The sequence below is a fragment of the Nocardia sp. NPDC006630 genome (genome assembly GCF_040611495.1).
Taxonomy (GTDB): Bacteria; Actinomycetota; Actinomycetes; order Mycobacteriales; family Mycobacteriaceae; genus Nocardia.
Map to the genome: position 1 here is coordinate 15,549 of NZ_JBEXOK010000017.1, position 25,106 is coordinate 40,654.

A 25,106-nucleotide genomic window follows, 5' to 3' on the forward strand; every position below is an offset into this window, starting at 1 on the left:
GGAGAAAAGATGTGCGAGGACTGCGATGACCGGGATCGTGGCGGTTGATCCGTTGCTGTCGATACTGTCCGAAACCATAGCGGTGGCGGAGGGGTCGGAGCGCGGGGATCTGGTCGCGCAGCTGGAGGCGGTGGCGGGGCGGGTGCGCGACCCCCGGCGGCGGATCGTGGTGTGCGGGTTGGGGAATCAGGGGCGAAGCCAGTTCGTGAACGCCCTGATCAATCTGGATATCTGCCCGGTGGCCGACGATACGACGACCACGGTGACAACCGTATTGGCGTTCGGGGAGACGGCGCGGGCGGAGCTGGTGGTCGCGGGCGCCCAGGACGGGGAGGTCACCCGGTTGGCGGTGCCCGTCGAGGAGATCGGCGCCGTCGGTGCGCGGTCACCGCATGCGCAGGGGCGTGCCGTATTACGCCTGGAGGTCGAGGTGCCGAATCGGCTGCTCGCCGATGGAATCGTGGTGGTCGATACACCCGCGCTGGGTGCGCACGGCGGCAGCGGTGTGGCGGGAGTGCTCGGCGCGGTGCCGACGGCCGATGCGGTGCTGGTGCTCACCGACGCATCCACCGAGCTCACCGATCCGGAGGTCGAATTCCTGCGACAGGTGCGAGAGCTGTGCCCGGCCGTCGCGGTGCTGCTCACCAAGATCGATCTGTATCCGCACTGGCGGCAGGTGTTCGAAGCCAATCGAAATCACCTGAGCCGTGCGGGAATCGATGTGCCCATGCTGCCGGTGTCCTCGGTGCTGCGCACCCATGCGCTGCGCCTGCAGGATGAGCAGCTCGGGCGCGAATCCGGGTTCGGAGAGGTCTTCGGCTTCCTGCGGGATCATGTGGTCGCCCGCGATCAGGCGGCCGTGCGGCGCGCGGTGGCACTCGATATCAATTCCGCCACAGAGCATTTGGCGCTGGCCCTCGGCAGTGAACTGGTGGCGCTGCGGGATCCGGAACGCGGCGCCGCCGCGGTACGCGAATTGCAGTCCGCGAGAACAGCTGCCGAGCAATTGCATCGTAAGACCTCCGTCTGGCAGCAGACGCTCGGCGACGGAATCACCGATCTGGTCGGCGATGTCGATCATGACCTGCGCAATCGGCTGCGGAATATCTCCCGCACCGCCGAGGACTGGATCGACGAGCATGATCCGGGGCGGCACTGGGAGCGCATGGAGGAGTGGCTCACCGGCACCGTCGGCACCGCGGTCGGCGACAATCTGCTGTGGACGCGCACGCGGGCGGTGCGGCTGGCCGAACAGGTCTCCACCCACTTCACCGAACTGGGCGCGGTCGACCTGCCCGATGTGCGAGAAACCTTGGACGGCGACGCTTCTCGCGCCGGCTCCTGCACGCTCTCGGATCTGGAACCGGACCTCGGCCTCGGCCACAAACTCCTGGTCGGCGTGCGTGGTTCGTACGGCGGCGTGGTCATGGCCGGCCTGGTCGGCACGCTCGCGGGCCTGTCCCTGGTCAACCCGCTGTCCCTGGGCGCCGGACTGCTCCTCGGCAGCAAGGCCTTCCGCGACGACAAGCAGGCGCGCCTGGCCAAACGCCGCGCCGATGCCAAACTCGCCGTGCGCCGCTACCTGGACGACGTCGCCTTCCACACCGCCAAGGAGACCAAGGACCGCCTGCACCGCATCCACCGCCTGCTCCGCGACCACTTCACCGCGATCGCCGAACGCACCCTCCGCTCCCTCGACGAATCTCTCCGCGCCGCGCAGGAGGCCGCCACCCTCGAATCGACCGCCCGAGCCAACCGCACCGCCCTCCTCGAGCGCCGCCTGCACGCCGTAGCCGACCTCCGCCGCCGCGCCGCAACCCTGGCACCCGCCCAGCCTCCGGCGGCTCTACCGCCGCCCGCGTGAAGGGCCGGGCGGTCAGTGTCGACCACGGTTCCAGTGCGCTGGTCGTCGCACTGGAGGCGCTGGGCATCGGCCCCGGCGGGCGGTCGGTGGCGCGGGCGGTGTTCCAGGTGGCGGCGAAGCGGGGTGCTGACTGCACCTCTGCCTAAGCACACGCCTCCCGGTAGCCGCCCCGTCATCCCGGCATGCTTTTGGCCGGGATCCACCAGGGCAGGTGCAGCCACACGGTTGTGGATTCCGGCCAAAGCGCGCCGGGATGACGGGGAGCATGCGCCGGGATGACGGGGAGGGTATGCGCCGGGATGGCGGGGAGGATGCGCCGGGAAGACCGGAATCTGCGGGGTCGCGCACTCGCCGGAACTGGTGTGTTGCTAACACCGGGCGGGGTTGGGGCGAAAGGTTGGCGATGTGTGCGGTGTGTGGTTCGGGTCTGGAGCGCTATGAGATTTGATGTGGGCGGGCCCGGATACGGGGTGGGGGGTGAGACGCGGGGACTGCTGGCGGCGGCCCGGCGGTCCTTTGCCGACCGCGGACGGGTGCGCGGGCAGCTCGAGGAATGTGCGCGGCGGCTGGACGAGCCGCTGCGGATCGCGCTGGCCGGGCAGCTCAAGGCGGGCAAGTCGACGCTGTTGAATGCGCTGGTGGGGCAGGATATCGCGCCCACCGATGCGACCGAGTGCACGCGCCTGGTGACCTGGTACCGGCACGGCGCGGCCCCGCGCGTCACCGCGTACTCGCCGGAGGGCTCGCACGCCGATGTGGTGGTGCGCCGCGGCCGGAGCGCGGAGGGGCTGCCGGGTGCGCACGGGCTCACCTTCGATCTGGCGGCGCTGCGCTGGAATGCGGGCGGTGCGCGTGAGGTCGACCACCTGGCGGTGGAGTGGCCGTCCGCGGAATTGGCGCAGACCACGATTATCGACACTCCCGGAATCTCGTCCCTGTCGCGGGACGTATCGGCGCGCACCTCGCGGTTGCTCACGCCCGGCGGGACCGGAGTTGCCCTGCCCGGTGCGGATGCGGTCGTCTATCTGCTGCGCAGGCTCGACACCGCCGACGTGGATTTCCTGGAACACATCGGCGCCGGCACCGGAGCCGGCGGACCGCTCGGGGTGATCGGCGTGGTGTCGCGCGCGGATGAGATCGGTGCGGGACGCATCGACGCTCTGCATTCCGCGCGCGATGTGGCCTCGCGATTCGCGGGCGAATTGGAGCGAACCGGGCTGTGCCAGTCGGTGATTCCGGTCGCGGGTCTGCTGGCCTTCGCCGCGGCCACCCTGCGGCAGCGCGAGTACGCGGCATTCGAGGCATTGGCAGCCGCGCCCGTGGACGAGGTGAGCGCTGCCCTGCTGTCGGCCGACCGATTCGCCCGCCCGGATCTGCCGCTGCCGGTACCGCCGGACTTGCGCGCCCACCTCGCGGCGCGCTTCGGCCTGTTCGGTATTCGCCTGGCCGTCACCCTGATTCGCCTCGGTGTACGCGACTCCGCCACGCTGGCAGCCGAACTCACCGCCCGCAGCGGCCTCGATGAACTCCGCACCGTCCTGGATGTGCAATTCGCCCAGCGCGCAGAGGAATTGAAGGCGCACTCCGCACTGACCGCCCTGGCGCGCATCCTCGTCGCCAACCCTGGTACCGAGGCCGATGCCCTGCTGCCCCGGGTGAAGACTCTGCTCTCCGATGTACACGGCTTCGCCGAACTCCGGCTGCTGGGCCACCTGCGCACCGACGAATTACCCCTGCCCCCACCCGATCTCGCGGAACTGCACCGCCTGATCGGCGGCATAGGCGTGGCCCCCCACCGCCGCCTCGGCCTGCCCCCGCACACCGATATCCACACGCAGCGCGAGCAGGCTCTGACCGCAGTCCACAAATGGCGCACCCGAGCCCGCCACCCCCTGGCCGACCAATCCATGGTCAATGCCTGCCTGACCGCCTCCCGCAGCGCCGAAGGCCTCCTGGAAATCCTCCACGAACCCCCCACCACCCCCTTCGCCCGAATCCCTCCGCCACACAACTGAGGTGTTCCCGCCCACCAGCCCGGTCGAAGTCAGAGGCGCGCCCGCCCGCACACGAGGTCAGCCGGTACGCACGAATTATGGTGTCGCGCAGTAGATCGCCACAGATTGCGTGCGCGGCAGGTGAGGAAATGTGTGGGTCGGTGGGCTCGGTCAGAGGGTGGTGGCGGTGCTGGCCGGGTCGATGAGGATTTTGGCGTGGTGGTCGGGGGAGGCGAGGGTGGTGTACGCGGGGTCGACGCCGTCCAGGCCGACGGTGCCGGTGATGAGAGGGGAGGGGTCGACTTTGCCGTCGGCGATCATGTGCAGGGTGTCGCGGAATTCGCCGGGGTCGTAGCCGAGGACGAAGCGCAGCTCGATTTCCTTGTTGATGGCGGTGGCCGGATGGATGCGATCCGATTCCATGCACACGCCGACCACCACGATGCGGGACATCGGCGGTGCGGCGGTGAGGATCTGGTCGAGCATGCCCGGCACGCCGACACATTCGAAAATGACCGGCCCGGCGGGACCCTTGTTGAGGGTGTGCGCGGCCCGGAATATGTACCACCAGGGCAGATTCGGAATCCGCCGCAGCCGCTCCATGGCGTCGAACCCGAGATTGAGAATGTCACTGGCGCCGGTGATGCGCGTCTTCTTGGGCGAGGCCGTCCACGGCGAGTCGACGCCCGGATCGACCACCACATCCGCGCCGCAGGCCGCGGCGAGTTCCCGGCGGCGCGGGGAGAAGTCACTGGCGATGACCAGTGCGACACCGGACGCCTTCAACATGGTGATGACGGCGAGACCGATGGGCCCGCAACCGATGACGAACGCGGTCTGCCCCTTGCCGACACGCCCCTTGCGCACGGCGTGCCAGGCGACGGCCATCGGTTCGGTGAGCGCCGCATGCTCGGCGGAGAGTCCGTTCGGAATCGGGAACGTCATCGATTCCTGCACCAGCACCTGTTCGGCATACCCGCCGGGCGCGTCGACGGACAGCCCCGTGAGGTGGGGTGTGCGGCCGGTCCGCAGAATGGGCAGCGACACCACCGGCGTGCCCGGCTTCCATCGCCGCCGGGTGCCCGAGCCGTAATCTACGACCTCGCCGGAGAATTCGTGCCCCATCACCACGCTCTGGTCCGAGCGCATGAAGTGCTGGTAGCCGGTGGCGGCGGCCATATCGGCGAGTTCGTCGCAGTGCACCCGGGCGTGCAGGTCGGAGCCGCAGATGCCGCACCGCAGTACGTTCACCAGCACCTGCCCGGGACCGGGAGTGGGAGCGGGCAGCTCCTGTACTCGGAATTCGCCCTTGGTTACCGTGACCGCGCGCATGGCTGACTCCCGTCGAAAGACATTGTCAGTCGGATTCTTCCGCGCCCGGCGTGCTGTGGAAAGCACAACTGTCCACAGCGCCGGTGTGCACCGAGGCTGTGGACAGTTGTGGATAGATCAGACCTGCACCAATTCGTCGTCCACCAACTCGTGGACTTCCAGCTTGGTGTCCTTGGGCAGTGCCGCGAATCCCAGGCAGACCAGCACCATGATGCCGATGCCCCACTCCAGCGTGTGGTCGAAGGTGTGCGCGAAATTGACGGCCGTGGCCTCCTTGCCCGCCTTGGCCAGCGTGACGCCCATGGCCGGGTCGCCGCCGGTGCTCCGGCAGCTGGCGGGCACGACCGACGGATCCACCTCGGCGGACCGATCCTGCACGCAGGCACGGAAATTGGCGAGTATCTGATCCTGTGCGGGCCCGGGCAGCCCGGCCGCACTCAACTCCGTGCGGGTCTGCGCCGCGACCGCGTCCACACCGCGCCCGGAATCATGATCGAGCTGTGTGAAGAACACGATCCCGACCAGCGCCACGCCCAGCGCCATCCCCAGCTGCTGGCCGGTATTGAGCAACCCCGAGGCCGCTCCGGCCTCCCCATCGGGAATCTGGCCGAGCAGCATATCGATGGTCGGCGCGACCACGATGCCGAATCCGGTGCCGGTGATGATGAGCGGCAGGACCATCTGCCAGGACGCGAAATCCGAACCGTAGTGCGCGGCCATCCAGCCGTACAACCCGAATCCGGCCGCCGTGACGAGCCCGCCGCCCATCAGCACCCAGCGCCCGAAGCGCGGGGCCAGCAGACTCACCGAGGTTCCGGCGCCGATGCCCGCACCGACGGCGAAGAAGACCGAGGTCAATCCGGCGCGCATGGGTGACCAGCCGAGCCCGGCCTGCATGAACAGGGTCCAGATGAGGAAGAACCCGCCGAAGCCGATCCAGAACAGCAGCCAGCTCGCCAGGCCGACGGTGAAGGCCCGGGACCGGAACAGCTCGAGGTCGATGAGCGGGGAGCCGACGGTGCGCGAGCGCCACCGCTCGTAGAGCACGAAGGCCGTGAAGGTGACCGCGGAAGCGCCGATCAGCACGAAAGTCCAAGTGGGCCAATCCAAGCGGCGACCTTCGGTGAGCGGGTACACCAGCAGTACCACCGCGGACACGGCCAGCACCATGCCGATGATGTCCAGGCGCGGCGGCTGCGGCGAGCGCGAATCCCGCATGACGACCGCGGCGGCGGCCAGCGCGAGAATGCCGATCGGGATGTTCACCAGGAAGATCGGCCGCCAGCCCAGATCGAGCACATTCCACTGCACCAGCAGTCCGCCCAGTGCCAGGCCGACGGCGGACGCGGAACCGCCGACACCGCTGTAGATGGCAATCGCCTTGGTGCGCTCCTCTTTCGGGAAGGTGACGCGAATGATGGCGAGGATCTGCGGCACCATCAGTCCGGCCATGGCGCCCTGCACGAATCGTGACGTGATGAGCATGGTCGGGTCGGAGGCCAGTCCGCCGGCGGCCGAGGCCAGCGTGAATCCGGTCATGCCGAGCAGGAACATGCGTTTGCGGCCGTAGATGTCACCGAGCCGGCCGCCGGTGATCAGCACTGCCGCGAAGGCCAGGACGTAGGCGGCGATGATCCATTCGATCTGCGCGTACTCGGCGCCCAGATCCTTCTGGATGCTGGGCACCGCGACATTGACGATGGTCACGTCGAGCAGGTCCATGAACCCGGCGGCCAGCACGACGGCGAAGGCGATCCACCGGCGTGGATCGAGGGTGGTGGGGATGGTGTCGGATTCCACGGCGAGCTCTCTTCGACTGGGTGGGGGTGATACGACCCCTCAAACTATGCACTTGAAGTGATTATCACGCAAGATGGCAATCATGATTAGTGCTCGCATGTAGAATTCCGGTGTGACCGACGCCGATCCTCGCCACGTGCTGCTCGCCGACTCCATCCCCTTCCTGCTGGGGCAATTGGGTACGCATTCGGCCTACCGGTTCACCGACCTGCTGGCTCCGCTCGGCATCAAGCCGCAGCAGTTCGGCATGCTGCGCATCCTCGAGGCCAGTGGTGGGCGCTCGCAGCAGCAGTTGTCCGAAGCGCTCGGCATCCACCGCAATGTGATGGTCGGGCTCGTCGACGATCTGGAGAAACGCGGGCTCGCCGAGCGCCGCAAACATCCGACCGATCGGCGTGCGCACGCCGTGTACCTGCTGCCCGCCGGTCGCGAAATGCTCGCGCGCGGAGCGGAAATCGCTGCCGGGCTGGAACGGGAGATCACCTCGGAGCTCGATGCCGCGGAACGGGCGACACTGCTGGTTCTGCTGCAGAAGGCGGCGGCCGGAAGCGGTCTGCTGCCCGGCATCCATCCTGGATTCACTACCGAACGACCCGATGATTCTGGATGTGATGCAGGTCACTGACATTGCCGGTCACAGCGGCCCGCGGCCGGTGTCCAACCAGGTGAAGGCAAAATTCACCCGGAAGGACAGCCATCATGGCCCGCATCGACGTACTCGACTCGTTCCTCAACTACAGCGACACCGGCAGCGGTGACATCCCCGTGGTGTTCCTGCACGGCAATCCCACCTCGTCATACATCTGGCGCAATGTGATTCCGTATGTCAGCGGTGAAACCCGAGTGCTGGCACCGGATCTCATCGGCATGGGAGCTTCGGGCAAGCCCGACAGCGACTACCGGTTCGTCGACCATGCCCGCTACCTCGACGCCTGGTTCGAGGCGCTCGGGCTGGAGCAGGTGATCATCGCCGGTCACGACTGGGGCGGTGCACTCGGAATGGACTGGGCCGCAAGGCATCCCGGCCGAGTTCGCGGCATCGCCCTGGTGGAGACCTTCCTCCGCCCCATGCACTGGTCGGATATGCCGCCGCAGGGCGCGGAACTCTTCCGCCGCTTCCGCTCCCCGGAGGGGGAGGAGATGGTGCTGGAACGCAATATGTTCATCGAATTCAACCTGCCCGCCTCCACCCACAAGCTGTCCCTGGAAGCTCTCGACGCCTACCGCGCGCCCTACCCGACGCCGGAATCCCGCAAGCCGATGCTGGTGTGGCCGCGCGAATTCCCGCTCGACGGCGAACCGGCCGATGTGGTCGCGATCATCGAGAACTACGACCGCTGGATGGCCGCCACCCCGGAGGTGCCCAAGCTGGTCATGGCCGTCGAGAACGGCGTCGGCCTCGGTTCCCCGGAGACGATCGACTGGGCGGCGTCCACCTTCGCCGCCGTCGAGATCGCGAATATCGGCCCTGCCGGACATCACTGCCCGGAGGACCAGCCCGATGCCATCGGTTCCGCGGTCGCGGAATGGATTGAGCGCCACGCGCTGACCACATCCCCGGTGATTGCCTGACCGTCGAACTACCTTGCATCGCCCCGCCTTCGCGCCCAAGCTGGCAGGATGGAGACCGATGGCAGTAGGCGGACTTCCGCCGACGAGTCCGCCCTGCGGTTGGACAGCGCCGTGAGCAGTTCCGGCACCGACACTGCCCGAAGTGTCGTGCCGGAGGCTGTGCTGGAGGTCGATGGGCCGGACGCGGCGCATGCGGTTGAGGTGGCGGCCGGGCCGGATGCGGCGGAGCGGGAGTTGGTGACGCGGGCGGTCGGCGGGGAGCGGGCGGCGATCTCCGAAGTGGTTCGGCTGCTGCAGGATCCGATCTATCGGCTGGCGCTGCGCATGCTGTGGCGGCCGGCCGATGCGGAGGATGCCAGCCAGGAGATCCTGCTGCGGGTGGTCGGCAAGCTCGGCACCTGGCGGGGTGAGGCCAAACTGCTCACCTGGGCGTACCGGATCGGGGTCAACTATCTGCTCAACCTGAAACGCCGGACGCCGCAGGAGCGGCAGCAGCTCAGCCTCGACGAATTCGGCGAAGGCCTGAAAGACGGTCTGGCCGAACAGGATTACCGCGGTCCGGAAGCCACCCTGCTCACCCACGAGGTGCGGCTCAATTGCAGTCAGGCCATGCTGCAGTGCCTGGCCCGCGACGAGCGCATTGCCTTCGTGCTCTCCGAGATCTTCGAACTCAGCTCCACCGAGGCCGCCTGGATTTCCGGCACCACCGCCCCCGCCTACCGGAAGCGCCTGGAGCGAGCCAAGAAACGCCTCGGCAACTTCCTCACCTCGACCTGCGGACTGGCGAACCCGGAGGCCCTCTGCCGCTGCTCACGCCGCGTGGAGAAGGCCGTCGACCTGGGCCGCATCGACCCCCGCCGCCCCACCTTCGCCGCCCACCCCCTCACCCCGGGCGGCCGCACCGTCGACACCGCCGCCCGCCAACTCACTGCGGGCGGCCGCGCCGTCGATACCGCCGCCCGCCGACTGCCCCGCCCCCGCCCCGTGACACCGCCAACCGGCGGTCGCGCCGCTCAGGAGGCTGAGCACCAGATGGCACAGCTGCACGACGCCGCCGCCGTACTCGGCGCCCACCCGGATTACGCTGCGCCCCAAGCCAAAATGGACGCCATAGCCGGCCTCCTCAACTCCGGCCACTTCCCCCTACTGGACTGACCGCCGTCATGCCCCGCAATCCAGGTCATCAGCCCCGGTCATCCCCCAACCCTGGTCATCGCCCCGTCATCCCGGCATGCTTTTGTCCGGGATCCACACCGGCTGCGCTTCAACGTGTTTGGTGTATCCCGGCCAAAAGCGCGCCGGGATGACGGATGGTTTCGCGTCGGATGGCGGGCGGGTGTTGCGGCGTCAGCTCAGGAGTTCGCGGGCGGCGGGGACTACGCGGCGGGCGAAGCGGTGGACCTGGTCTACGTCGAAGCCTGGAGGCCAGTAGATGAAGGTGTCGAAGCGGGCGTTCTTGTGCAGGGCGGCAATGATTTCCGCCCATTCCCGGGCGGAGCCTTGGATGGGGTCGTTGCCGCGGGGGCGGGGTTGGAGTTGCTGATCGCTGATGACGCCGGGGAGTGCGGCCATGCGGGTGATGATTCGGGGATCGCGGTGTTCCGCGAGTGCGGCCGCGTCGATGCGATCCTGTGCCGCCCGCCACCGTTCCCAGGGCAGCCAATTCGGCAGTGGCGCAACCCATCCGTCGGCAACCCGGCCCACCAGGTCGAGGGCCTGCGGCCCCATGGCGCCGATCCAGATGCCGATCCGGTGCGCCGGCGCGGGCCCGCCCGCGATGCCCTGCACCGTGTATTCATCGCCCCGCACCGAGACCAGGCGCCCGGGTCTCCAGGTGGCGCGAATGATCTCGATCCCCTCCTCGAGCGCCCGCAGGGCCGCCCGCCCGGCGAGCGCCGGCCCGCCCATGGCGACCACACCGTCCTCGAAAGCGCCCGCCCCGACCCCGAGTTCGAACCGCCCGCCGCTCAGCAGATCGAATGTGGCGGCCTGCTTGGCCAGCATCGAGGGCCGCCGCAGCGGCATATTCGCTACCCCTGGATAGACACTGATCCGCGTGGTCGCGCTCAAACAGGCTCCGAGCACCGCGAAGGTGTCCCCGAATTCCGCCGCATACGGATGATCCTGAATCCCCACCAGATCCAGCCCCTCGTCCTCGGCGGCCTTCGCCATATCGAGGACGTCCTCCAGCGCCGCCGCGGTGGGCGGGATCGAAATGCCGAATCGAATATCCATCCCGCCTCCTTCGCGTGCGACGCCAAGAGGATCTTCGACTGCCCGGGGAGCGATGCCCGGAATTCCCGATTTGCCAGCGTGTCTTACCGCTATGACAGCTGGTGAAGGCGTTAGATGCAGCTCCCGATTGAAGTCCCACCGCCTCCGCCGCATTCGGTGGGTGGAATCGAGCGGCCGCCGCGCCCCGGAAGTGGTGTGTACCTGCCGGTCCGCACCCGGAGAACCGCTGGGTATGCCCGCTTCGTCCGGCTAGTCGAGGGTGGGGCCGTTACCCTTCGGGGGTGAGTGCGAGGTCGTCCGATGCGTCGGGGTTTGCGAGCGCCGGGCGAATGCGGGCCCGGGATGTGGATCGGGTGGATACGCGCGCCCGCCTCGATGCCGCTTATGAGGAAGGGCAGCTGGGGGCGGACGAGTACGACCAGCGGTCGCAGCGGGCTCAGGCCGCGCAGACGATCGCGGAGCTCGCGCAGCTGGTGGGGGATTTGCAACCCGGGCGGAACGAGGCGCCGCCGACGGCCACGCCCGCGAAACCGGCGGAGCTGAGCCGGTATCCGACCCGGACTCGGGCACGGGACAGTGATCGTGCGGCGACCGCCCTGCTCCTGGACGCGGCGCTGGCCGACGGGCAGCTGAACGAGGCCGATCATCGGGCGCTCATCGAACTCGCCGGGGAAGCCTCGACCCTGGGCGAACTGGCCGACCTGACCTCGGACCTGCAGCGGCCGGACAATGCGCCCGCCGTTGCGCAACCGCCGAAGATGCACCGGCGCAAGGTTTTCGGGTGGGCGGTGCTCGCGGCCTGTGCGGCAATGTTCGCGGCCGGATTCGTGGCGGTGGATCAGCCGCCGGATATTCCGGCGGGTGCGCCCGTCGCGCCGCTCGGCGTGGTCCAGCCGGTAGTCGTGCCGATGCCGAATCTTCTTACCGCGGAGGGCTTTACCACCTTCCGCGATCTGTACCGCGCCAAGTTCGGTGACGTTCTCACCGATGATCTGACGCTGTACCCCGGCTACGCCATCCTGACGCGGTCCGTGCCGGGCCAGTCGAACAGGCAGGTCCGCTACGACTATCGCGGGGGCTTCGCCGCGGGCGACAATCCCACCACCCGCAAGCTGAACACCCCCGTATTCGATTTGGGCGCAGTCGATCCGGCGGCCCTCGGCCGTTTGATCAGCACCGCGCTGACCACAATGAACGTCGACCAGGGCACCATCAGCGACATTATGTTCGACATGGAGGACGTGTCCTCGGCGCGCGGCGGCGGGTCCGCACCGACCGTGCGCGTCTACGTGAGCAACAAGGCGAACGAGGCCGGCTACGTCGAGGCGACGCCCGCGGGCGTCATCACCCGATCCTCCCCGTTCCGCGGATAGGCGAAGAGATGGCCGAGAACCGGAACCAAGGCATGCGCGCCCGCGACTCCGATCGTGTGGACGCCTGTGCACTACTCGACAATGCCCGTGCCCAAGGCGAATTGACCGAGGCCGAGCATGCGCGGCGAACGGCGGACGCCATGCAGGCGCGGACCTTCGGTGCGCTCGATGTGCTGATCAGCGATCTGCAGATTCCGCGCAATCTGGTCGGCACCCCGCTGCTGCATCCGCCGCGGCGGAACAGTGCGCTGCGCTGGAAGATCGCGGCCGGTGCGCTGTCGGTGGCGCTGCTGGCCGGTGCGCTGGGCGGCTGCCTCGCCCGTGCCACCGTGTCGAAACCGGCCATGCCGGACGCGACCACGCCCGCCGGGCTCGCGAGTTTCCTTGCGGCATACCGCAATCACTACGGTGACGCCGTGGCCGATGAGGTCACGCTGTTTCCGACCTATGTGGTGGTGGAACGGCGAGTGGGGCAGACCGATACCTCCGACCGCATCCGCTACGACGGCGGTTTCGACTCCATGGACAACTCCACGCGGATGTCCGGCACCGACTCGATCGATCTGGCCACGCTCGATCTTCCGAAGCTCGCGGGCCTGATCGCAGGCGCGCCGCAGACGCTCTCGATGCCCGGCCGTGCGGTGAGTCACATAGATATCGAGCACAGGACCGGCAAGGACCCGGTGGTCGGCATCTACGTCGCGAACGGCTCCAAAACCGGAAACCTGCAGGTATCGCTCCAGGGCGAGCCGATCCAGGTGAACCTCCCGCAGTAATCTCGACCCTGCCCGAAAAATTTCTGCGCTCCCTGGAATAGATGTCGAGAGTCGCCCGTTGGTGCTGTTCAGACAAGGTTGAGCGAGACCGACTCAAGTTCAACTTGCACCAGACGGACAACCGGTGCAGGATTGAGCCGACCACGCTCAGTGTTGCTGAGGATCCTGCTCCAATTCGGGGCAAGATCCCGCCGCTAGGACACATCGGTACGTCAATCAGGAGGAATCACCATGGCTCGTGCGGTCGGTATCGACCTCGGGACCACGAACTCGGTCATCGCCGTTCTCGAAGGCGGTGAGCCGGTAGTCGTCGCCAACTCCGAGGGCTCGCGCACTACTCCGTCGATCGTCGCTTTCGCGAAGAACGGCGAAGTTCTCGTGGGTCAGCCCGCGAAGAACCAGGCGGTCACCAACGTCGACCGCACCATCCGGTCCGTCAAGCGCCACATGGGCGAGGACTGGTCCGTGGAGATCGACGGCAAGAAGTACACGCCGCAGGAGATTTCCGCGCGCACGCTGATGAAGCTGAAGCGCGATGCCGAGGCCTACCTCGGTGAGGAGATCACCGACGCGGTCATCACCGTCCCCGCCTACTTCGAGGACGCGCAGCGCCAGGCCACCAAGGAGGCCGGGCAGATCGCGGGCCTGAACGTCCTGCGCATCGTCAACGAGCCCACCGCGGCCGCACTGGCGTACGGCCTGGACAAGGGCGACAAGGAACAGTCCATCCTGGTCTTCGACCTCGGTGGCGGCACCTTCGACGTCTCCCTGCTCGACATCGGCGAGGGTGTTGTCGAGGTCCGCGCGACCTCCGGCGACAACCACCTCGGTGGCGACGACTGGGACGAGCGCATCGTGACCTGGCTGGTCGACAAGTTCAAGGCGTCCTCGGGCATCGACCTGACCAAGGACAAGATGGCCATGCAGCGCCTGCGTGAGGCCGCGGAGAAGGCCAAGATCGAACTGTCGTCCTCGCAGTCGACCTCGATCAACCTGCCCTACATCACGGTCGACGCGGACAAGAACCCGCTGTTCCTCGACGAGCAGCTGACCCGCGCCGAGTTCCAGAAGATCACCTCCGATCTGCTGGACCGCACCCGCAAGCCGTTCCAGTCGGTCATCAAGGACGCCGGCATCGCCGTCGCCGATATCGATCACGTTGTGCTCGTGGGTGGTTCGACCCGTATGCCCGCCGTCTCGGAGCTGGTCAAGGAACTGACCGGCGGCCGTGAGCCCAACAAGGGCGTGAACCCGGACGAGGTCGTCGCCGTCGGCGCCGCCCTGCAGGCCGGTGTGCTCAAGGGTGAGGTCAAGGACGTCCTGCTGCTCGATGTCACCCCGCTGTCGCTGGGTATCGAGACCAAGGGCGGCGTGATGACCAAGCTCATCGAGCGCAACACCACCATCCCGACCAAGCGGTCCGAGACCTTCACCACGGCCGATGACAATCAGCCGTCCGTGCAGATCCAGGTCTTCCAGGGTGAGCGCGAAATCGCTTCGCACAACAAGCTGCTCGGATCCTTCGAGCTGACCGGCATCCCGCCGGCCCCGCGCGGCGTGCCGCAGATCGAGGTCATCTTCGACATCGACGCCAATGGCATCGTGCACGTGACGGCCAAGGACAAGGGCACCGGCAAGGAGAACACGATCAAGATCCAGGACGGCTCCGGCCTGTCCAAGGAGGAGATCGATCGCATGGTCAAGGACGCCGAGGCGCACGCTTCGGAGGACAAGGCCCGTCGCGAAGAGGCCGAGACCCGCAACCAGGCCGAATCGCTGGTGCACCAGACCGAGAAGTTCATCAAGGACAACGAGGACAAGGTCCCGGCCGAGATCAAGACCAAGGTCGAGGAGGCCATCGCCGACGCCAACAAGGCGCTCGAGGGCACCGATATCGCGGCCATCAAGACCGCGGTGGAGAAGCTCGCGACCGAGTCGCAGGCGCTGGGCCAGGCCATCTACGACGCCAGTGCCGCGGATCAGGCCGCCTCGAGCAATGGCTCGAGCGCGCCCGACGCCGATGACACCGTCGTCGACGCCGAGGTCGTCGAGGAGCCGGAGAAGAAGTGACGAACCCGAACCCGGAACAAGAACCGATCACGGTCTCGGGTGAGGGCGGCCCGGCCGCGGCGGACGGATTCGCCGCGGCCTCGGCCGCGGATGATGTTGCCATGAGCGAGGATTCGCTCGCCGACACCATCACCGCCGAGCTCGCCGAGCGCACCAACGATCTGCAGCGGCTCACCGCCGAATACGCCAACTACCGCCGCCGCGTCGAACGGGACCGCAAGGCCACCATCGACAATGCCAAGGCGACGGTCGTGAGCGAACTGCTGGCCGTGCTCGACGATCTCGACCGTGCCCGCGCACACGGCGACCTGGACAATGGACCGCTCAAATCCGTTGCCGACAAACTGGTCACCGCCCTGCAGAAGCAGGGCCTCGAGGACTTCGGTTCGGAGGGCGAGCCTTTCGACCCGACCCTGCACGAGGCCGTGCAGCACGAGGGCTCCGGGCACGACCCGGTGATCGGCATGGTCATGCGCAAGGGTTACCGCTTCGGCGACCGCGTCCTGCGCCACGCGCTGGTCGGCGTCACCGACGGGGTGGCAGATCTGAACGGCTCGGCCGCATCGGATTCGACGAACGCCGGCCCCGATGCCGCTGGCGCCTAATACGGTGGCGGCCCCGTATGGGGCCACCACGTCGGTCCCATACGGGATGCCGACATCGAGGAATCTGGAAGGAGGAGATGCCCGGTGAACCGGGAGTGGCTCGAAAAGGACTTCTACAAGGAGCTGGGTATCGCCTCCGGCGCGACCCAGGAAGAGATCAAGAAGGCGTACCGCAAGCTCGCCCGTGATCTGCATCCGGACAAGAACCCGGGTGACGCCAAGGCGGAGGAGCGGTTCAAGGTCGTCAGCGAGGCGCATGCCGTGCTGTCGGATCCGGAGAAGCGCAAGGAGTACGACGAGGCGCGAAAGCTCTTCGCCAACGGCGGTTTCGGCCGCGGTGGCTTCTCGCCCGGCGGTGGTGGTGGCTACGGCCAGCCCGGCGGATTCTCCGGCGACTTCAACCTGGGCGATATCTTCGGCGGTCAGACGGCCGGAGCCGGCGCGGGCGACGGCGGGCTGGGCGATCTGCTCGGCGGGCTGTTCAATCGCGGCGGCACCCGCACCTCCTCGCGCCCTCGGCGCGGCAGCGATGTGGAAACCGAGACGACACTGGGCTTCCGCGAGGCCGCCCAGGGTGTGACGGTTCCACTGCGCATGACCAGTCCGGCGGCCTGCACCACCTGCCACGGCAGCGGCGCCAAGCCGGGCACCAGCCCGCGGGTCTGCCCGCACTGCAACGGATCCGGAGTGGTCAGCCGGAACCAGGGTGCGTTCGGATTCAGCGAGCCGTGCGAGGACTGCCGGGGCACCGGGTCGATCATCGACGACCCGTGCGTCGACTGCCACGGCAGCGGCATCCAGAACCGGACCCGGACCATCACCGTGCGCATTCCCCCGGGGGTGCGTGATGGTCAGCGAATCCGGTTGGCGGGCCAGGGCGAAGCGGGACTGCGCGGTGCGCCGCCCGGTGACCTCTTCGTCGCCGTGCACGTCAGCCAGGACAAGGTCTTCGGCCGCAATGGCGACGACCTGACCCTGGTGCTGCCGGTCAGTTACAGCGAACTGGTGTTGGGGACAACGGTTTCCGTGCCCACGCTGGAGGGACGCGTCGGCGTCAAGGTGCCCCCGGGCACCGCCGACGGCCGTACCCTGCGCGTGCGCGGACGCGGTGTGCCCAAGCGCGACGGCGTCGCGGGCGATCTGCTCGTGACCGTCAAGGTCGCGATCCCGCAGAAACTGGACGACGAGGCCACCGAGGCGCTGCGGCGCTATGCGGAGGCGGAGAAGACCAGTGGTTTCGATCCGCGAGCCGGCTGGGCAGGTGCGTGATGAATCCCGATCCGAAACAGGCCGCCGAGGCTCAGTACTTCCTGATCTCGGTGGCTGCGCAGCTGGCGGGCATGCACGCCCAGACGCTGCGTACCTATGACCGGCTGGGTCTGGTGTCGCCGCAACGTACTTCGGGCGGCGGCCGGCGCTACTCGGACCGGGATGTGCAGCTGCTCCGCGAGGTGCAGCGGCTGTCCCAGGACGAGGGCGTCAACCTGGCGGGCATCAAACGGATCATCGAACTCACCAATCAGGTCGAGCAGCTGCAGCAGCGAGTTGCCGAACTGGGCGCCGAAGTGGACAGGCTCCGGTCGGGCTACCGCCCGGATCTGAGTCCGCCGCAGCGCAGTACGGCGCTGGTCGTGTGGCAACCGCGTCACCGCCGCACCTGACCGGTGCGGTGTAAGGGATTTCCGGGGACCATGTCCCCGGGCCCCGGAGAGAAGGAACAGCGTCCCGTGATCGGGGCGCTGTTTTTCTTTGTTGCAGGCAATGTGCTGAGTTTCTTTGTGTAAGTGAAAGATTGTGGATAACTTTGGGGGAGTATTAAATACAGACCGGCCGGTTGCTAATATCTTCCGATTGAGAGTTTTGTCCTTATATCGCAACGCCTTTCGGTAGCCATCGAGGTTGCGGGAGGATCGCTCCTTTTCTGAGTCTTGCAAAACGAATGTCCCAGATTCGACGTGCGAAACCCCGTGTCCCACGGTGATTCCCAGTTGAACAGTCTGTTTTCCGGGTAGTTTGCTTGCTGCTTGTTCGTTTTTAGGGAATTACAGGCACGTAGTTGAAACGTCCCGTTCCGTTGCTGGCAAACCTCGCCTACACTTGCTCAGCAACGGCAGCTGTCGAGTGTCCCGCAGCACTGCACTCACCGGCCCGGGCTGTGTTCGAGTGCGAAATGGGGTTGTGACACAAATGGATTCGCGGACCGTCGCATTGATTAGAACGACGTTCAAGTCGGTTGCTGCGGAAGACGGTGGCCCTGAAAAGCTCGCTCGTTCGTTCTACGCCATTCTCTTCACGGAGTATCCCCAGGTGCGGGATTTCTTCCCCGCCGCGCTGGATGCCCAGCGCGACAGGTTGGTGAAAGCGATCGCCTATGTGGTCGACCGGCTGGAGGAGCCGGACAAGTTGCTGCCCTTCCTCGCCCAGCTCGGCCGCGACCACCGCAAATACGGGGTGGTGCCCGAACACTATGCGGCCGTGGGCAAATCCCTGAAGACGGCCATGCAGGCCTACGCGGGTACCGAGATGTGGACCGATGAGGTCGACAGCGCCTGGGACGAGGGGCTCGGCGTCATCGCCGGCACCATGATGGGCGCGGCCGAGAAGGAAAGCACCCCGCCGGTGTGGACCGGCACCGTCATCGAACATCGTGAGGTACTGCGCAATCTCGCCATCGTGCGCCTCAAGCTGGATCAGCCGATGCAGTACGCGGCCGGGCAGTACATGAGTGTGCAGATCCCGTCCCGCCCGCGGATGTGGCGGTATCTCTCCCCGGCCATCCCCGCCAATGCCGGCGGTGAGATCGAATTCCATGTGCGCGGCGTCACCGGCGGCTGGGTCAGCCCGGCCATGGTCGGCCACACCAAGGTCGGCGAACACTGGCTGATCGGATCATCGCTCGGCGGACTCGGCGTCCCGCGCAATACCCGCCGCAAAATGCTGATGATCGCCTGCGGCACCGGAATCGCCCCGCTCCGTGCACAACTCATGGCCATGACGCAGCGCCGGTCCAATCCGAAGGTCGATCTGTTCGTGGGCGGTCACTACCCCTGCGATCTCTACGACCTCGAAATTCTCAGTCAGCTCGCCCTGGCCAACAAGTGGCTCACCGTCACCCCGGTCACCGAGAGCGATGAGAATCCCTGGTGGCAGCTCACCAATTCCAGTGAGCCTCAGGAACATCCGGGTCTGCAGCCGCGCCGGGTCGGCCAGATCGGCAAGATAGTCGCCGGTTTCGGGCCCTGGGAGGATCGCGACGTGCAGATCGTCGGGTCGCCCTCGATGGTGCAGACCACCAAGTTCCGTCTCATGGCGGCGGGTACCTCCACCGAGAACATCCGCCACGACCCGCTGTTCTGACGCGGGCCCCCAAGCCCCCGCGCCGCTGTCGGTCTTCGGGCAGCGGTGCGGGGTACCAAACGTTCGGTGCGGGTACCGAACGTTCACATCCGTGCGAGCGGCTCAAAACCCTTCGTAGCGAATGGCTTCCGGAGCCGTTCCGGTGGCGACGAGCCGTTCGACGGCCGAATGCACGGCAGCGGTATTGCCGCACACCACGATGTGCTGATGGTCCAGCGGCGCGAAGCGGGTGACGATCTCCGCCAGGGTGCCGGGCAGCAGCTCCTCCGGCTCGAATCCGATATCCACCCGGCAGGCTTCGTACCAGTGGTCGGTCCAGTCCGGATTGTCCTCGTCCAACACCACGGGAAGCACTGTGAGCCAAGGTAGTTCATTGGCCATCAGATGCAGCATATCGTCGGCGTAGAGGTCGCGAGGGTATCTGCCGGCCACGAACAGATGCGTGCGCGGCGGCGTCTCGCGACGTGAGAGGTCCAGCAGCAGTGCGCGCATGGGGGCCAGTCCGACACTGTCGGCGAGCATGACCACCTCGGTGGCCGCCTCGTCCACGGCCAGCCAACCGGCGGGTGCGCTGATGCGCCATTCGTCACCGGTCCGGGTGTCCGAGACCAGGGAACCGCTGCACCAGCCGCCGGGGACGGTGCGGATGTGGAATTCCAGCTTGCCGTCGAGCGAGGGCGGCAGCGCGGGATAGAGGCGGCGCACCATATTCGGGTGCTGCGGCGTGCGCACCTCCACCGACTGGCCGGGCGCGAAGGGTACGAATTCGCCGATCAGCCGGACCACCGCGAGATCCTCGCGCAGGCGGTGCGCGCCGACCACCGTGGCCGTCCACTCGGCGGTATCGCCGATCCTGATGGGGCCGGTATCGTCCGGGCCGAGGGTCACCGCATTCTCCTGATCATCCACACACCTTGCACTGCAACCATATTCGCCCCGACCGGCGGCCGGGGCGCGCTCACACCGGATCGCAGGCGATGGCCGACTCCGGGGTGCCCACCGCGAGCAGTGCCCGCTTGGTATCGGCGATCATGCGCGCCGAACCGGCGATCTGGATCTGCCGATCCGCCCACGCGCCGAAACTGGCCACCACCGCGCCCAGATTACCGATCAGCCGCCGGTGCATACCGAACGGCGGATCGGCGGGCGCGTACGGATGCCACCACGGATTGGTCTCGTTCTCGCAGACCGGAATCACCGTCAACCACGGATTGCTCTGCGAGAGCTGCCACATGTTCTCGACGTCGTACAGATCGCACGGATAGCGCCCGCCCATGAACAGGTGCACCCGCGGATTGATACCGCGGCGGCCCATCTCGATCAGCTGTGCGCGGATCGGCGCGATACCGGTGCCCGAACTGATCATCAGCACATCGCGGCGACTGCGCAGATCCACGTGCAGACCGCCCAGCGGGGAGGCGATCATCCAGCGATCGCCGACCTTGGTCTCATTGATGATGGCCGGGCTCACCCAGCCGGTGCGCACCTTGCGCACGTGGAATTCGATCTCACCGTACGGATTGGTGGGAATGGCCGGGGACAGATAGCGCCACATCTTCGGCCGCTGCGGAATCGCCACCGGTACGTACTGGCCCGCCTGATACGGGATCGGCGTATCCGATTGCAGCCGCACGATCGCCAGATCGTCGACCACCCGGCGGTGGCCGACCACCGTCGCCTCCCAATAGGGTTGCGACTTATCGGAATTGGCTCCTATGGCCATCGACGCCGAGATCAGAATGGTGATGTCGCGCCATCCCGCCTCCAGCTGCCGGCTCCAGTTCGCCACTCCGTTGTAGGAGCGGAACGCGGAGAGCAGCGCACGACCGGCAATGTCGTAATGCGCTGCTTCTACTCCATATTTGCGATGGTCACGCGCGAGTTGTTCCAGGAAACGCTGTGCGCGGTCCCAGTCCTCCAGATTGTCGAGCACGTACTGAATGGCCGTCATCAGCCGCTTGGGCTGCATATCCATCGCCGTGGGGAACAGTTCCCGCAGGGCGGGGATCTCCGCGAAGAGGTGACCGTAGAACGCGCTGATAAGCCGTTCGGCGCCCTGAGGGGCTGCGACGACTGTCCGGAAGTTTGCGCGGACCAGCGCTGCTGAACGCGCATCCACGACGTCGAGCTTTCCTTTCCTTGCTACTACACCGGACGCACCTGGTTCCAGGCCGTCCTCCGCGTCAAGTATCCCTGAAAAAACGGTGGTCGCACGGATATAGCGGAGGCAGCTCGATAGTTCAGATAACCAGCACCGTCTTACCGCGCGCGCCTGAGGCGCCGATCACATCGGGCGCCGCCTCCAGCGGAGGCGTGTTGTCGATGGGCACCACCAGATCGCCATTGCCCACATGACGCAGCAATTCCCGCAATTCTGTTGCGCCCCCGGTGGATTCGAAGTTGCCGCCCGTGATGCCGCGCGCCTTCAGATCCGCCTCGTCGGCCGACCCGATGGTGGACAGGGCGGTACCGCCGGCTTTGACCAGGCTCGCATTGTCGGCGAAGACCGGGGGCGGGCTCACCAGATCGAACAGCACATCCACACCGCCCGGGACGCTGGTGCGCACCGAATCGGCGACCGAAAGCTGTGAGTCCTCCGGGTGGGTGGGGGAGTCGGTGACGGTGATGCGGCCGTAGTCGACCACCTCGGTCGCGCCCAGCCGGATCATCCGGTCGGTGTCGTCGGGGCGGGCGGTGGCAATGACGTGCGCGCCGGCCAGGGCGGCCAACTGCACCAGGAAGGAGCCGACGCCGCCCGCCGCGCCGACGATCAGCACGTGCTGCCCGGAGGTGACCGCGGCGGACTTGATCAGATCGAGGGCGGTCAGGCCCGCGGTGGGCAGCGCGGCGGCCTGGATCGCGGTGATCTCGTCCGGGACCTTGGCAATGGTGCTGTCGCGCGGGACCACGATGAATTCGGCGAAGGTGCCGTGCCCGACCGGTGGGATGAGGAACTTGCCGACCACCCGGTCGCCGATCTCGAAATCGTCGACGCCCGCGCCCATGGCCACGACCCGGCCCGCGCCGTCCACGCCCGGGATGAGCGGAAAGTCGTGCGGCAGTTTGCCATCCAGGAAGCCGTCGATAATCCGTTTGTCGAAGGGGTTGACGCCCGCGGCCTCGAGTTCGATCTTGAGGGTGCCTGGCCCGGCCTCGGGGGCGGGCATATCCGTGGCCTCGGGGCGGCCGCCGAACTCACGTACCACGATCGCGCGCATTGCTGCTCCATTCGTCCGGGATATCCGAGCTTGCGGTGAGCGGGTGATGCGTCAACGAACCCGGACCATCGTAAGCAGCTCACCTCCGAGAACTCCGCGATTCAGGCCTTTCGGTCTTGGCCGTGGCGCGTAGCGTGAACGATGACCTTCGACTCTTTCGGTCGCGCCGAAAATTTTGCAGACTTGAGCGGAACAGACTCAACTCTTGTCGCGTTGGATCCGGTAAGCGCTGCATCGAATAAGTGCTGCATCGAATAAATGCCTAGCAGGAAGGTGAACGTGGACTCGTTCAATCCCACCACCAAGACTCAGGCGGCTCTGACCGCCGCTCTGCAGGCGGCCTCCGCCGCGGGAAATCCGGAAATTCGTCCGGCACACTTGCTGGTGGCGTTGCTGGATCAGACCGACGGCATCGCCGCACCCCTGTTGAAGGCCGTCGCAGTCGATCCGGCAACGGTTCGGCGCGAGGCCCAGGACATTGTCGACCGGCTGCCCCGCGCCTCCGGAGCGACCACGCAGCCGCAACTCGGCCGGGAGGCGCTCGCCGCCATCACGGCCGCCCAGCGGCTAGCCACCGAAATGGGCGACGAATACGTCTCCACCGAACACCTCATGGTCGGCCTCGCCGCCGGTGACTCCGATGTCTCGCAGCTGCTGCTGAAGTACGGGGCCACCGCCGACGCACTGCGTGAGGCGTTCACCACCGTGCGCGGCAACACCCGCGTCACCACCGCCGATCCCGAGGGCAGCTACCAGGCGCTGGAGAAGTACTCCACCGACCTGACCGCCGCCGCCCGCGAGGGCAAACTGGACCCGGTCATCGGGCGCGACACCGAGATTCGGCGCGTCGTGCAGGTGCTGTCGCGGCGCACCAAGAACAATCCGGTGCTCATCGGCGAACCCGGCGTGGGCAAGACCGCCATCGTGGAGGGCCTCGCGCAGCGCATCATCGCCGGTGATGTGCCGGAGTCGCTGCGCGGTAAGAAGCTCGTCTCGCTGGACCTCGGCGCCATGGTCGCCGGCGCGAAGTACCGCGGTGAGTTCGAGGAGCGGCTCAAGGCCGTGCTGGAAGAGATCAAATCCAGTGCGGGACAGATCATCACGTTCATCGACGAGCTGCACACCATTGTCGGTGCGGGCGCGACCGGTGAATCCGCCATGGACGCGGGCAATATGATCAAGCCCATGCTGGCGCGCGGCGAACTGCGGCTTGTCGGCGCGACCACGCTCGACGAATTCCGCCAGCACATCGAGAAGGATCCGGCCCTGGAACGCCGCTTCCAGCAGGTGTTCGTCGGTGAACCCTCGGTGGAGGACACCGTCGGTATTCTGCGCGGGCTCAAGGAGCGCTACGAGAATCACCACCACGTCCGCATCACCGACTCGGCGCTGGTCGCCGCGGCCACGCTGTCGGACCGCTACATCACCTCCCGGTTCCTGCCGGACAAGGCCATCGACCTGATCGACGAGGCCTCGTCCCGGCTGCGCATGGAAATCGATTCCCGCCCGGTGGAAATCGATCAGGTCGAGCGGGCGGTGCGGCGCCTCGAGATCGAGGAGGTCGCGCTCGCCAAGGAGACCGACGAAGCCTCCAAGCAGCGCCTGGAGAAGCTGCGTTCCGAATTGGCCGACGACCGTGAGCAACTCAACCAATTGATGACCCGCTGGCAGAACGAGAAGCAGGCCATCGATTCGGTGAGTGGGCTCAAGGAGGAGCTGGAGGCACTGCGCGGGGAATCCGAGCGCGCCGAGCGCGACGGTGATCTGGGCAAGGCCGCCGAACTCCGCTACGGGCGAATCCCCAAGCTGGAGAAGGAACTCGCCGAGGCGGAGACCAAGGCCAAGGGCGCCTCCGACGGTGACGTCATGCTCAAGGAGGAGGTCGGGCCCGACGATATCGCCGAGGTGGTGTCGGCGTGGACCGGAATCCCCGTCGGCCGCATGCTGGAGGGCGAAACCCAGAAGCTGCTCCGTATGGAAGACGAGCTGCGCCACCGGGTCATCGGTCAGACCGAGCCCGTGCAGGCCGTCTCCGATGCGGTGCGCCGGGCCCGGGCCGGGGTCGCCGACCCGAATCGGCCGACCGGATCGTTCATGTTCGTCGGACCCACCGGCGTCGGCAAGACCGAATTGGCAAAGGCCCTGGCCGATTTCCTGTTCGACGACGAGCGAGCCATGATCCGCATCGATATGAGCGAGTACAGCGAGAAGCATTCGGTGGCTCGCCTGGTCGGGGCCCCGCCCGGATACGTCGGCTACGACCAGGGTGGTCAGCTGACCGAAGCGGTGCGGCGGCGGCCGTACTCGGTGGTGCTCTTCGACGAGATCGAGAAGGCGCACCTGGACGTCTTCGACATCCTGCTGCAGGTGCTCGACGAAGGCCGGCTCACCGACAGCCAGGGTCGCACGGTCGACTTCCGGAACACGATCCTCATCCTCACCTCCAACCTGGGTGCGGGTGGCTCGCACGAGATGGTCATGAATGCCGTGCGCGCGGCGTTCAAGCCGGAGTTCCTGAACCGGCTCGACGATGTGGTCATGTTCCATCCGCTCGACGAGGAGCAGCTGGAGGAGATCGTCGGCATCCAGCTGAACCAGCTCCAGAAGCGGCTCGCCCAGCGCCGGCTCACCCTGGAGGTCTCCGATTCGGCCCGCTTCTGGCTCGCGGTCCGCGGCTACGACCCGGCCTACGGGGCGCGCCCGCTGCGCCGCCTCATCCAGCAGTCCATCGGCGACACCCTCGCCAAGGAATTGCTGGCGGGCGAGGTCCAGGACGGCGACACCGTGAAGGTCAACGTCACACCCGACGGAGACTCCCTCATCGTCGGCCGCTGATTCGGCCTGCACACAGTCCACGGCCCCGAAGACACAGGTCTTCGGGGCCGTCGCCTTGTCAACATCCATTCCAAG

The 25,106-nt window shown here is 67.0% G+C and carries 20 protein-coding genes; 14 read left to right on the forward strand and 6 right to left on the reverse strand.

What is annotated here, in order from left to right; all coding sequences use genetic code 11:
- Positions 1–25 precede the first annotated feature (25 nt).
- The 3 genes from ABZX86_RS36950 (at position 26) to ABZX86_RS36960 (ending at position 3,879) form a co-directional block, all read left to right on the forward strand.
- Positions 26–1,864, forward strand: coding sequence for a dynamin family protein (locus tag ABZX86_RS36950; RefSeq protein WP_355130591.1), 1,839 nt, complete (start codon positions 26–28; stop codon positions 1,862–1,864).
- Entirely contained in the window at positions 1,861–2,010 is a 150-nt protein-coding gene (locus ABZX86_RS36955) for a hypothetical protein (protein WP_355130593.1), read from the forward strand. Before ABZX86_RS36950 ends, ABZX86_RS36955 begins: the two co-directional genes overlap by 4 nt.
- Positions 2,011–2,301: 291 nt before the next feature.
- Positions 2,302–3,879 carry a dynamin family protein gene (locus ABZX86_RS36960; RefSeq protein ID WP_355130595.1) on the forward strand — a complete coding sequence of 526 codons (1,578 nt, stop codon included), beginning with the start codon at positions 2,302–2,304 and terminating at the stop codon, positions 3,877–3,879.
- 150 nt (positions 3,880–4,029) lie between these two features.
- Here ABZX86_RS36960 and ABZX86_RS36965 read toward each other — a convergent pair whose 3' ends face one another.
- Together ABZX86_RS36965 and ABZX86_RS36970 are read right to left on the reverse strand one after the other, a co-directional pair.
- Positions 4,030–5,190 carry a zinc-binding dehydrogenase gene (locus ABZX86_RS36965; protein WP_355130597.1) on the reverse strand — a complete coding sequence of 387 codons (1,161 nt, stop codon included), beginning with the start codon at positions 5,188–5,190 and terminating at the stop codon, positions 4,030–4,032.
- 117 nt (positions 5,191–5,307) lie between these two features.
- A complete protein-coding gene (locus ABZX86_RS36970) occupies positions 5,308–6,990 on the reverse strand; it encodes an MFS transporter (protein ID WP_355130599.1) in 1,683 nt (560 codons plus the stop codon).
- Between the two features lie 112 nt (positions 6,991–7,102).
- On the opposite strand from ABZX86_RS36970, the gene ABZX86_RS36975 reads away from it, so the two are divergent.
- The 3 genes from ABZX86_RS36975 to ABZX86_RS36985 all read left to right on the forward strand — a co-directional run bounded on the left by ABZX86_RS36975 (position 7,103) and on the right by ABZX86_RS36985 (position 9,717).
- Positions 7,103–7,615, forward strand: coding sequence for a MarR family winged helix-turn-helix transcriptional regulator (locus ABZX86_RS36975; RefSeq protein ID WP_355130601.1), 513 nt, complete (start codon positions 7,103–7,105; stop codon positions 7,613–7,615).
- Positions 7,616–7,689: 74 nt separating this feature from the next.
- Positions 7,690–8,562, forward strand: a complete 873-nt coding sequence (locus tag ABZX86_RS36980) for a haloalkane dehalogenase (RefSeq protein WP_355130603.1) — start codon at positions 7,690–7,692, stop codon at positions 8,560–8,562.
- A gap of 48 nt (positions 8,563–8,610) precedes the next feature.
- The gene (locus tag ABZX86_RS36985; RefSeq protein WP_355130605.1) at positions 8,611–9,717 is read left to right on the forward strand and encodes an RNA polymerase sigma factor; all 1,107 of its coding nucleotides are present in this window, start codon (positions 8,611–8,613) and stop codon (positions 9,715–9,717) included.
- Positions 9,718–9,909: 192 nt separating this feature from the next.
- Here the strand turns inward: ABZX86_RS36985 and ABZX86_RS36990 are convergent, their stop codons facing one another.
- Positions 9,910–10,797: an LLM class flavin-dependent oxidoreductase gene (locus ABZX86_RS36990; RefSeq protein WP_355130607.1), complete on the reverse strand. Its 888-nt coding sequence runs from the start codon at positions 10,795–10,797 to the stop codon at positions 9,910–9,912.
- 281 nt (positions 10,798–11,078) lie between these two features.
- Here ABZX86_RS36990 and ABZX86_RS36995 point away from each other — a divergent pair, with 281 nt between their 5' ends.
- The 7 genes from ABZX86_RS36995 to ABZX86_RS37025 all read left to right on the forward strand — a co-directional run bounded on the left by ABZX86_RS36995 (position 11,079) and on the right by ABZX86_RS37025 (position 18,978).
- Entirely contained in the window at positions 11,079–12,170 is a 1,092-nt protein-coding gene (locus ABZX86_RS36995; RefSeq protein WP_355130609.1) for a DUF1707 domain-containing protein, read from the forward strand.
- An 8-nt stretch (positions 12,171–12,178) separates the two neighbouring features.
- The gene (locus tag ABZX86_RS37000; protein WP_355130611.1) at positions 12,179–12,946 is read left to right on the forward strand and encodes a DUF1707 domain-containing protein; all 768 of its coding nucleotides are present in this window, start codon (positions 12,179–12,181) and stop codon (positions 12,944–12,946) included.
- A 231-nt stretch (positions 12,947–13,177) separates the two neighbouring features.
- Positions 13,178–15,016, forward strand: coding sequence for a molecular chaperone DnaK (gene dnaK / locus ABZX86_RS37005; RefSeq protein ID WP_355130613.1), 1,839 nt, complete (start codon positions 13,178–13,180; stop codon positions 15,014–15,016).
- Positions 15,013–15,621 carry a nucleotide exchange factor GrpE gene (gene grpE / locus ABZX86_RS37010; protein WP_355130615.1) on the forward strand — a complete coding sequence of 203 codons (609 nt, stop codon included), beginning with the start codon at positions 15,013–15,015 and terminating at the stop codon, positions 15,619–15,621. The genes dnaK and grpE overlap by 4 nt, the downstream gene beginning before the upstream one ends.
- A gap of 84 nt (positions 15,622–15,705) precedes the next feature.
- Positions 15,706–16,890 (forward strand): molecular chaperone DnaJ, encoded by a 1,185-nt coding sequence (dnaJ, locus tag ABZX86_RS37015; RefSeq protein ID WP_355130617.1) that lies wholly within the window; start codon positions 15,706–15,708, stop codon positions 16,888–16,890.
- Positions 16,890–17,282 carry a helix-turn-helix transcriptional regulator gene (locus ABZX86_RS37020; protein WP_327142684.1) on the forward strand — a complete coding sequence of 131 codons (393 nt, stop codon included), beginning with the start codon at positions 16,890–16,892 and terminating at the stop codon, positions 17,280–17,282. Before dnaJ ends, ABZX86_RS37020 begins: the two co-directional genes overlap by 1 nt.
- A gap of 526 nt (positions 17,283–17,808) precedes the next feature.
- Positions 17,809–18,978, forward strand: coding sequence for a globin domain-containing protein (locus ABZX86_RS37025; RefSeq protein WP_355130619.1), 1,170 nt, complete (start codon positions 17,809–17,811; stop codon positions 18,976–18,978).
- A 102-nt stretch (positions 18,979–19,080) separates the two neighbouring features.
- On the opposite strand, the gene ABZX86_RS37030 is transcribed toward ABZX86_RS37025, so the two are convergent.
- The 3 genes from ABZX86_RS37030 to ABZX86_RS37040 all read right to left on the reverse strand — a co-directional run bounded on the left by ABZX86_RS37030 (position 19,081) and on the right by ABZX86_RS37040 (position 22,196).
- A complete protein-coding gene (locus tag ABZX86_RS37030; protein ID WP_355130760.1) occupies positions 19,081–19,866 on the reverse strand; it encodes an FAD-binding oxidoreductase in 786 nt (261 codons plus the stop codon).
- A 70-nt stretch (positions 19,867–19,936) separates the two neighbouring features.
- Positions 19,937–21,097, reverse strand: a complete 1,161-nt coding sequence (locus ABZX86_RS37035) for an FAD-binding oxidoreductase (protein ID WP_327142682.1) — start codon at positions 21,095–21,097, stop codon at positions 19,937–19,939.
- A 121-nt stretch (positions 21,098–21,218) separates the two neighbouring features.
- Positions 21,219–22,196 carry an NADP-dependent oxidoreductase gene (locus ABZX86_RS37040; protein WP_355130621.1) on the reverse strand — a complete coding sequence of 326 codons (978 nt, stop codon included), beginning with the start codon at positions 22,194–22,196 and terminating at the stop codon, positions 21,219–21,221.
- 279 nt (positions 22,197–22,475) lie between these two features.
- On the opposite strand from ABZX86_RS37040, the gene clpB reads away from it, so the two are divergent.
- On the forward strand, positions 22,476–25,031 hold the full coding sequence (gene clpB, locus ABZX86_RS37045; protein ID WP_355130623.1) for an ATP-dependent chaperone ClpB: 2,556 nt from the start codon (positions 22,476–22,478) through the stop codon (positions 25,029–25,031).
- Positions 25,032–25,106: the final 75 nt, after the last annotated feature.

Coding starts and splice junctions, on each gene's coding strand:
- ABZX86_RS36950 (WP_355130591.1), top strand. CDS start 26: ATGACCGGGATCGTGGCGGTTGATCCGTTGCTGTCGATACTGTCCGAA.
- ABZX86_RS36980 (WP_355130603.1), top strand. CDS start 7,690: ATGGCCCGCATCGACGTACTCGACTCGTTCCTCAACTACAGCGACACC.
- dnaK (WP_355130613.1), top strand. CDS start 13,178: ATGGCTCGTGCGGTCGGTATCGACCTCGGGACCACGAACTCGGTCATC.
- ABZX86_RS36985 (WP_355130605.1), top strand. CDS start 8,611: ATGGAGACCGATGGCAGTAGGCGGACTTCCGCCGACGAGTCCGCCCTG.
- ABZX86_RS37025 (WP_355130619.1), top strand. CDS start 17,809: ATGGATTCGCGGACCGTCGCATTGATTAGAACGACGTTCAAGTCGGTT.
- ABZX86_RS36965 (WP_355130597.1), bottom strand. CDS start 5,190: ATGCGCGCGGTCACGGTAACCAAGGGCGAATTCCGAGTACAGGAGCTG.
- ABZX86_RS37000 (WP_355130611.1), top strand. CDS start 12,179: ATGGCCGAGAACCGGAACCAAGGCATGCGCGCCCGCGACTCCGATCGT.
- ABZX86_RS37040 (WP_355130621.1), bottom strand. CDS start 22,196: ATGCGCGCGATCGTGGTACGTGAGTTCGGCGGCCGCCCCGAGGCCACG.
- ABZX86_RS36960 (WP_355130595.1), top strand. CDS start 2,302: ATGAGATTTGATGTGGGCGGGCCCGGATACGGGGTGGGGGGTGAGACG.
- ABZX86_RS36990 (WP_355130607.1), bottom strand. CDS start 10,797: ATGGATATTCGATTCGGCATTTCGATCCCGCCCACCGCGGCGGCGCTG.
- ABZX86_RS37020 (WP_327142684.1), top strand. CDS start 16,890: ATGAATCCCGATCCGAAACAGGCCGCCGAGGCTCAGTACTTCCTGATC.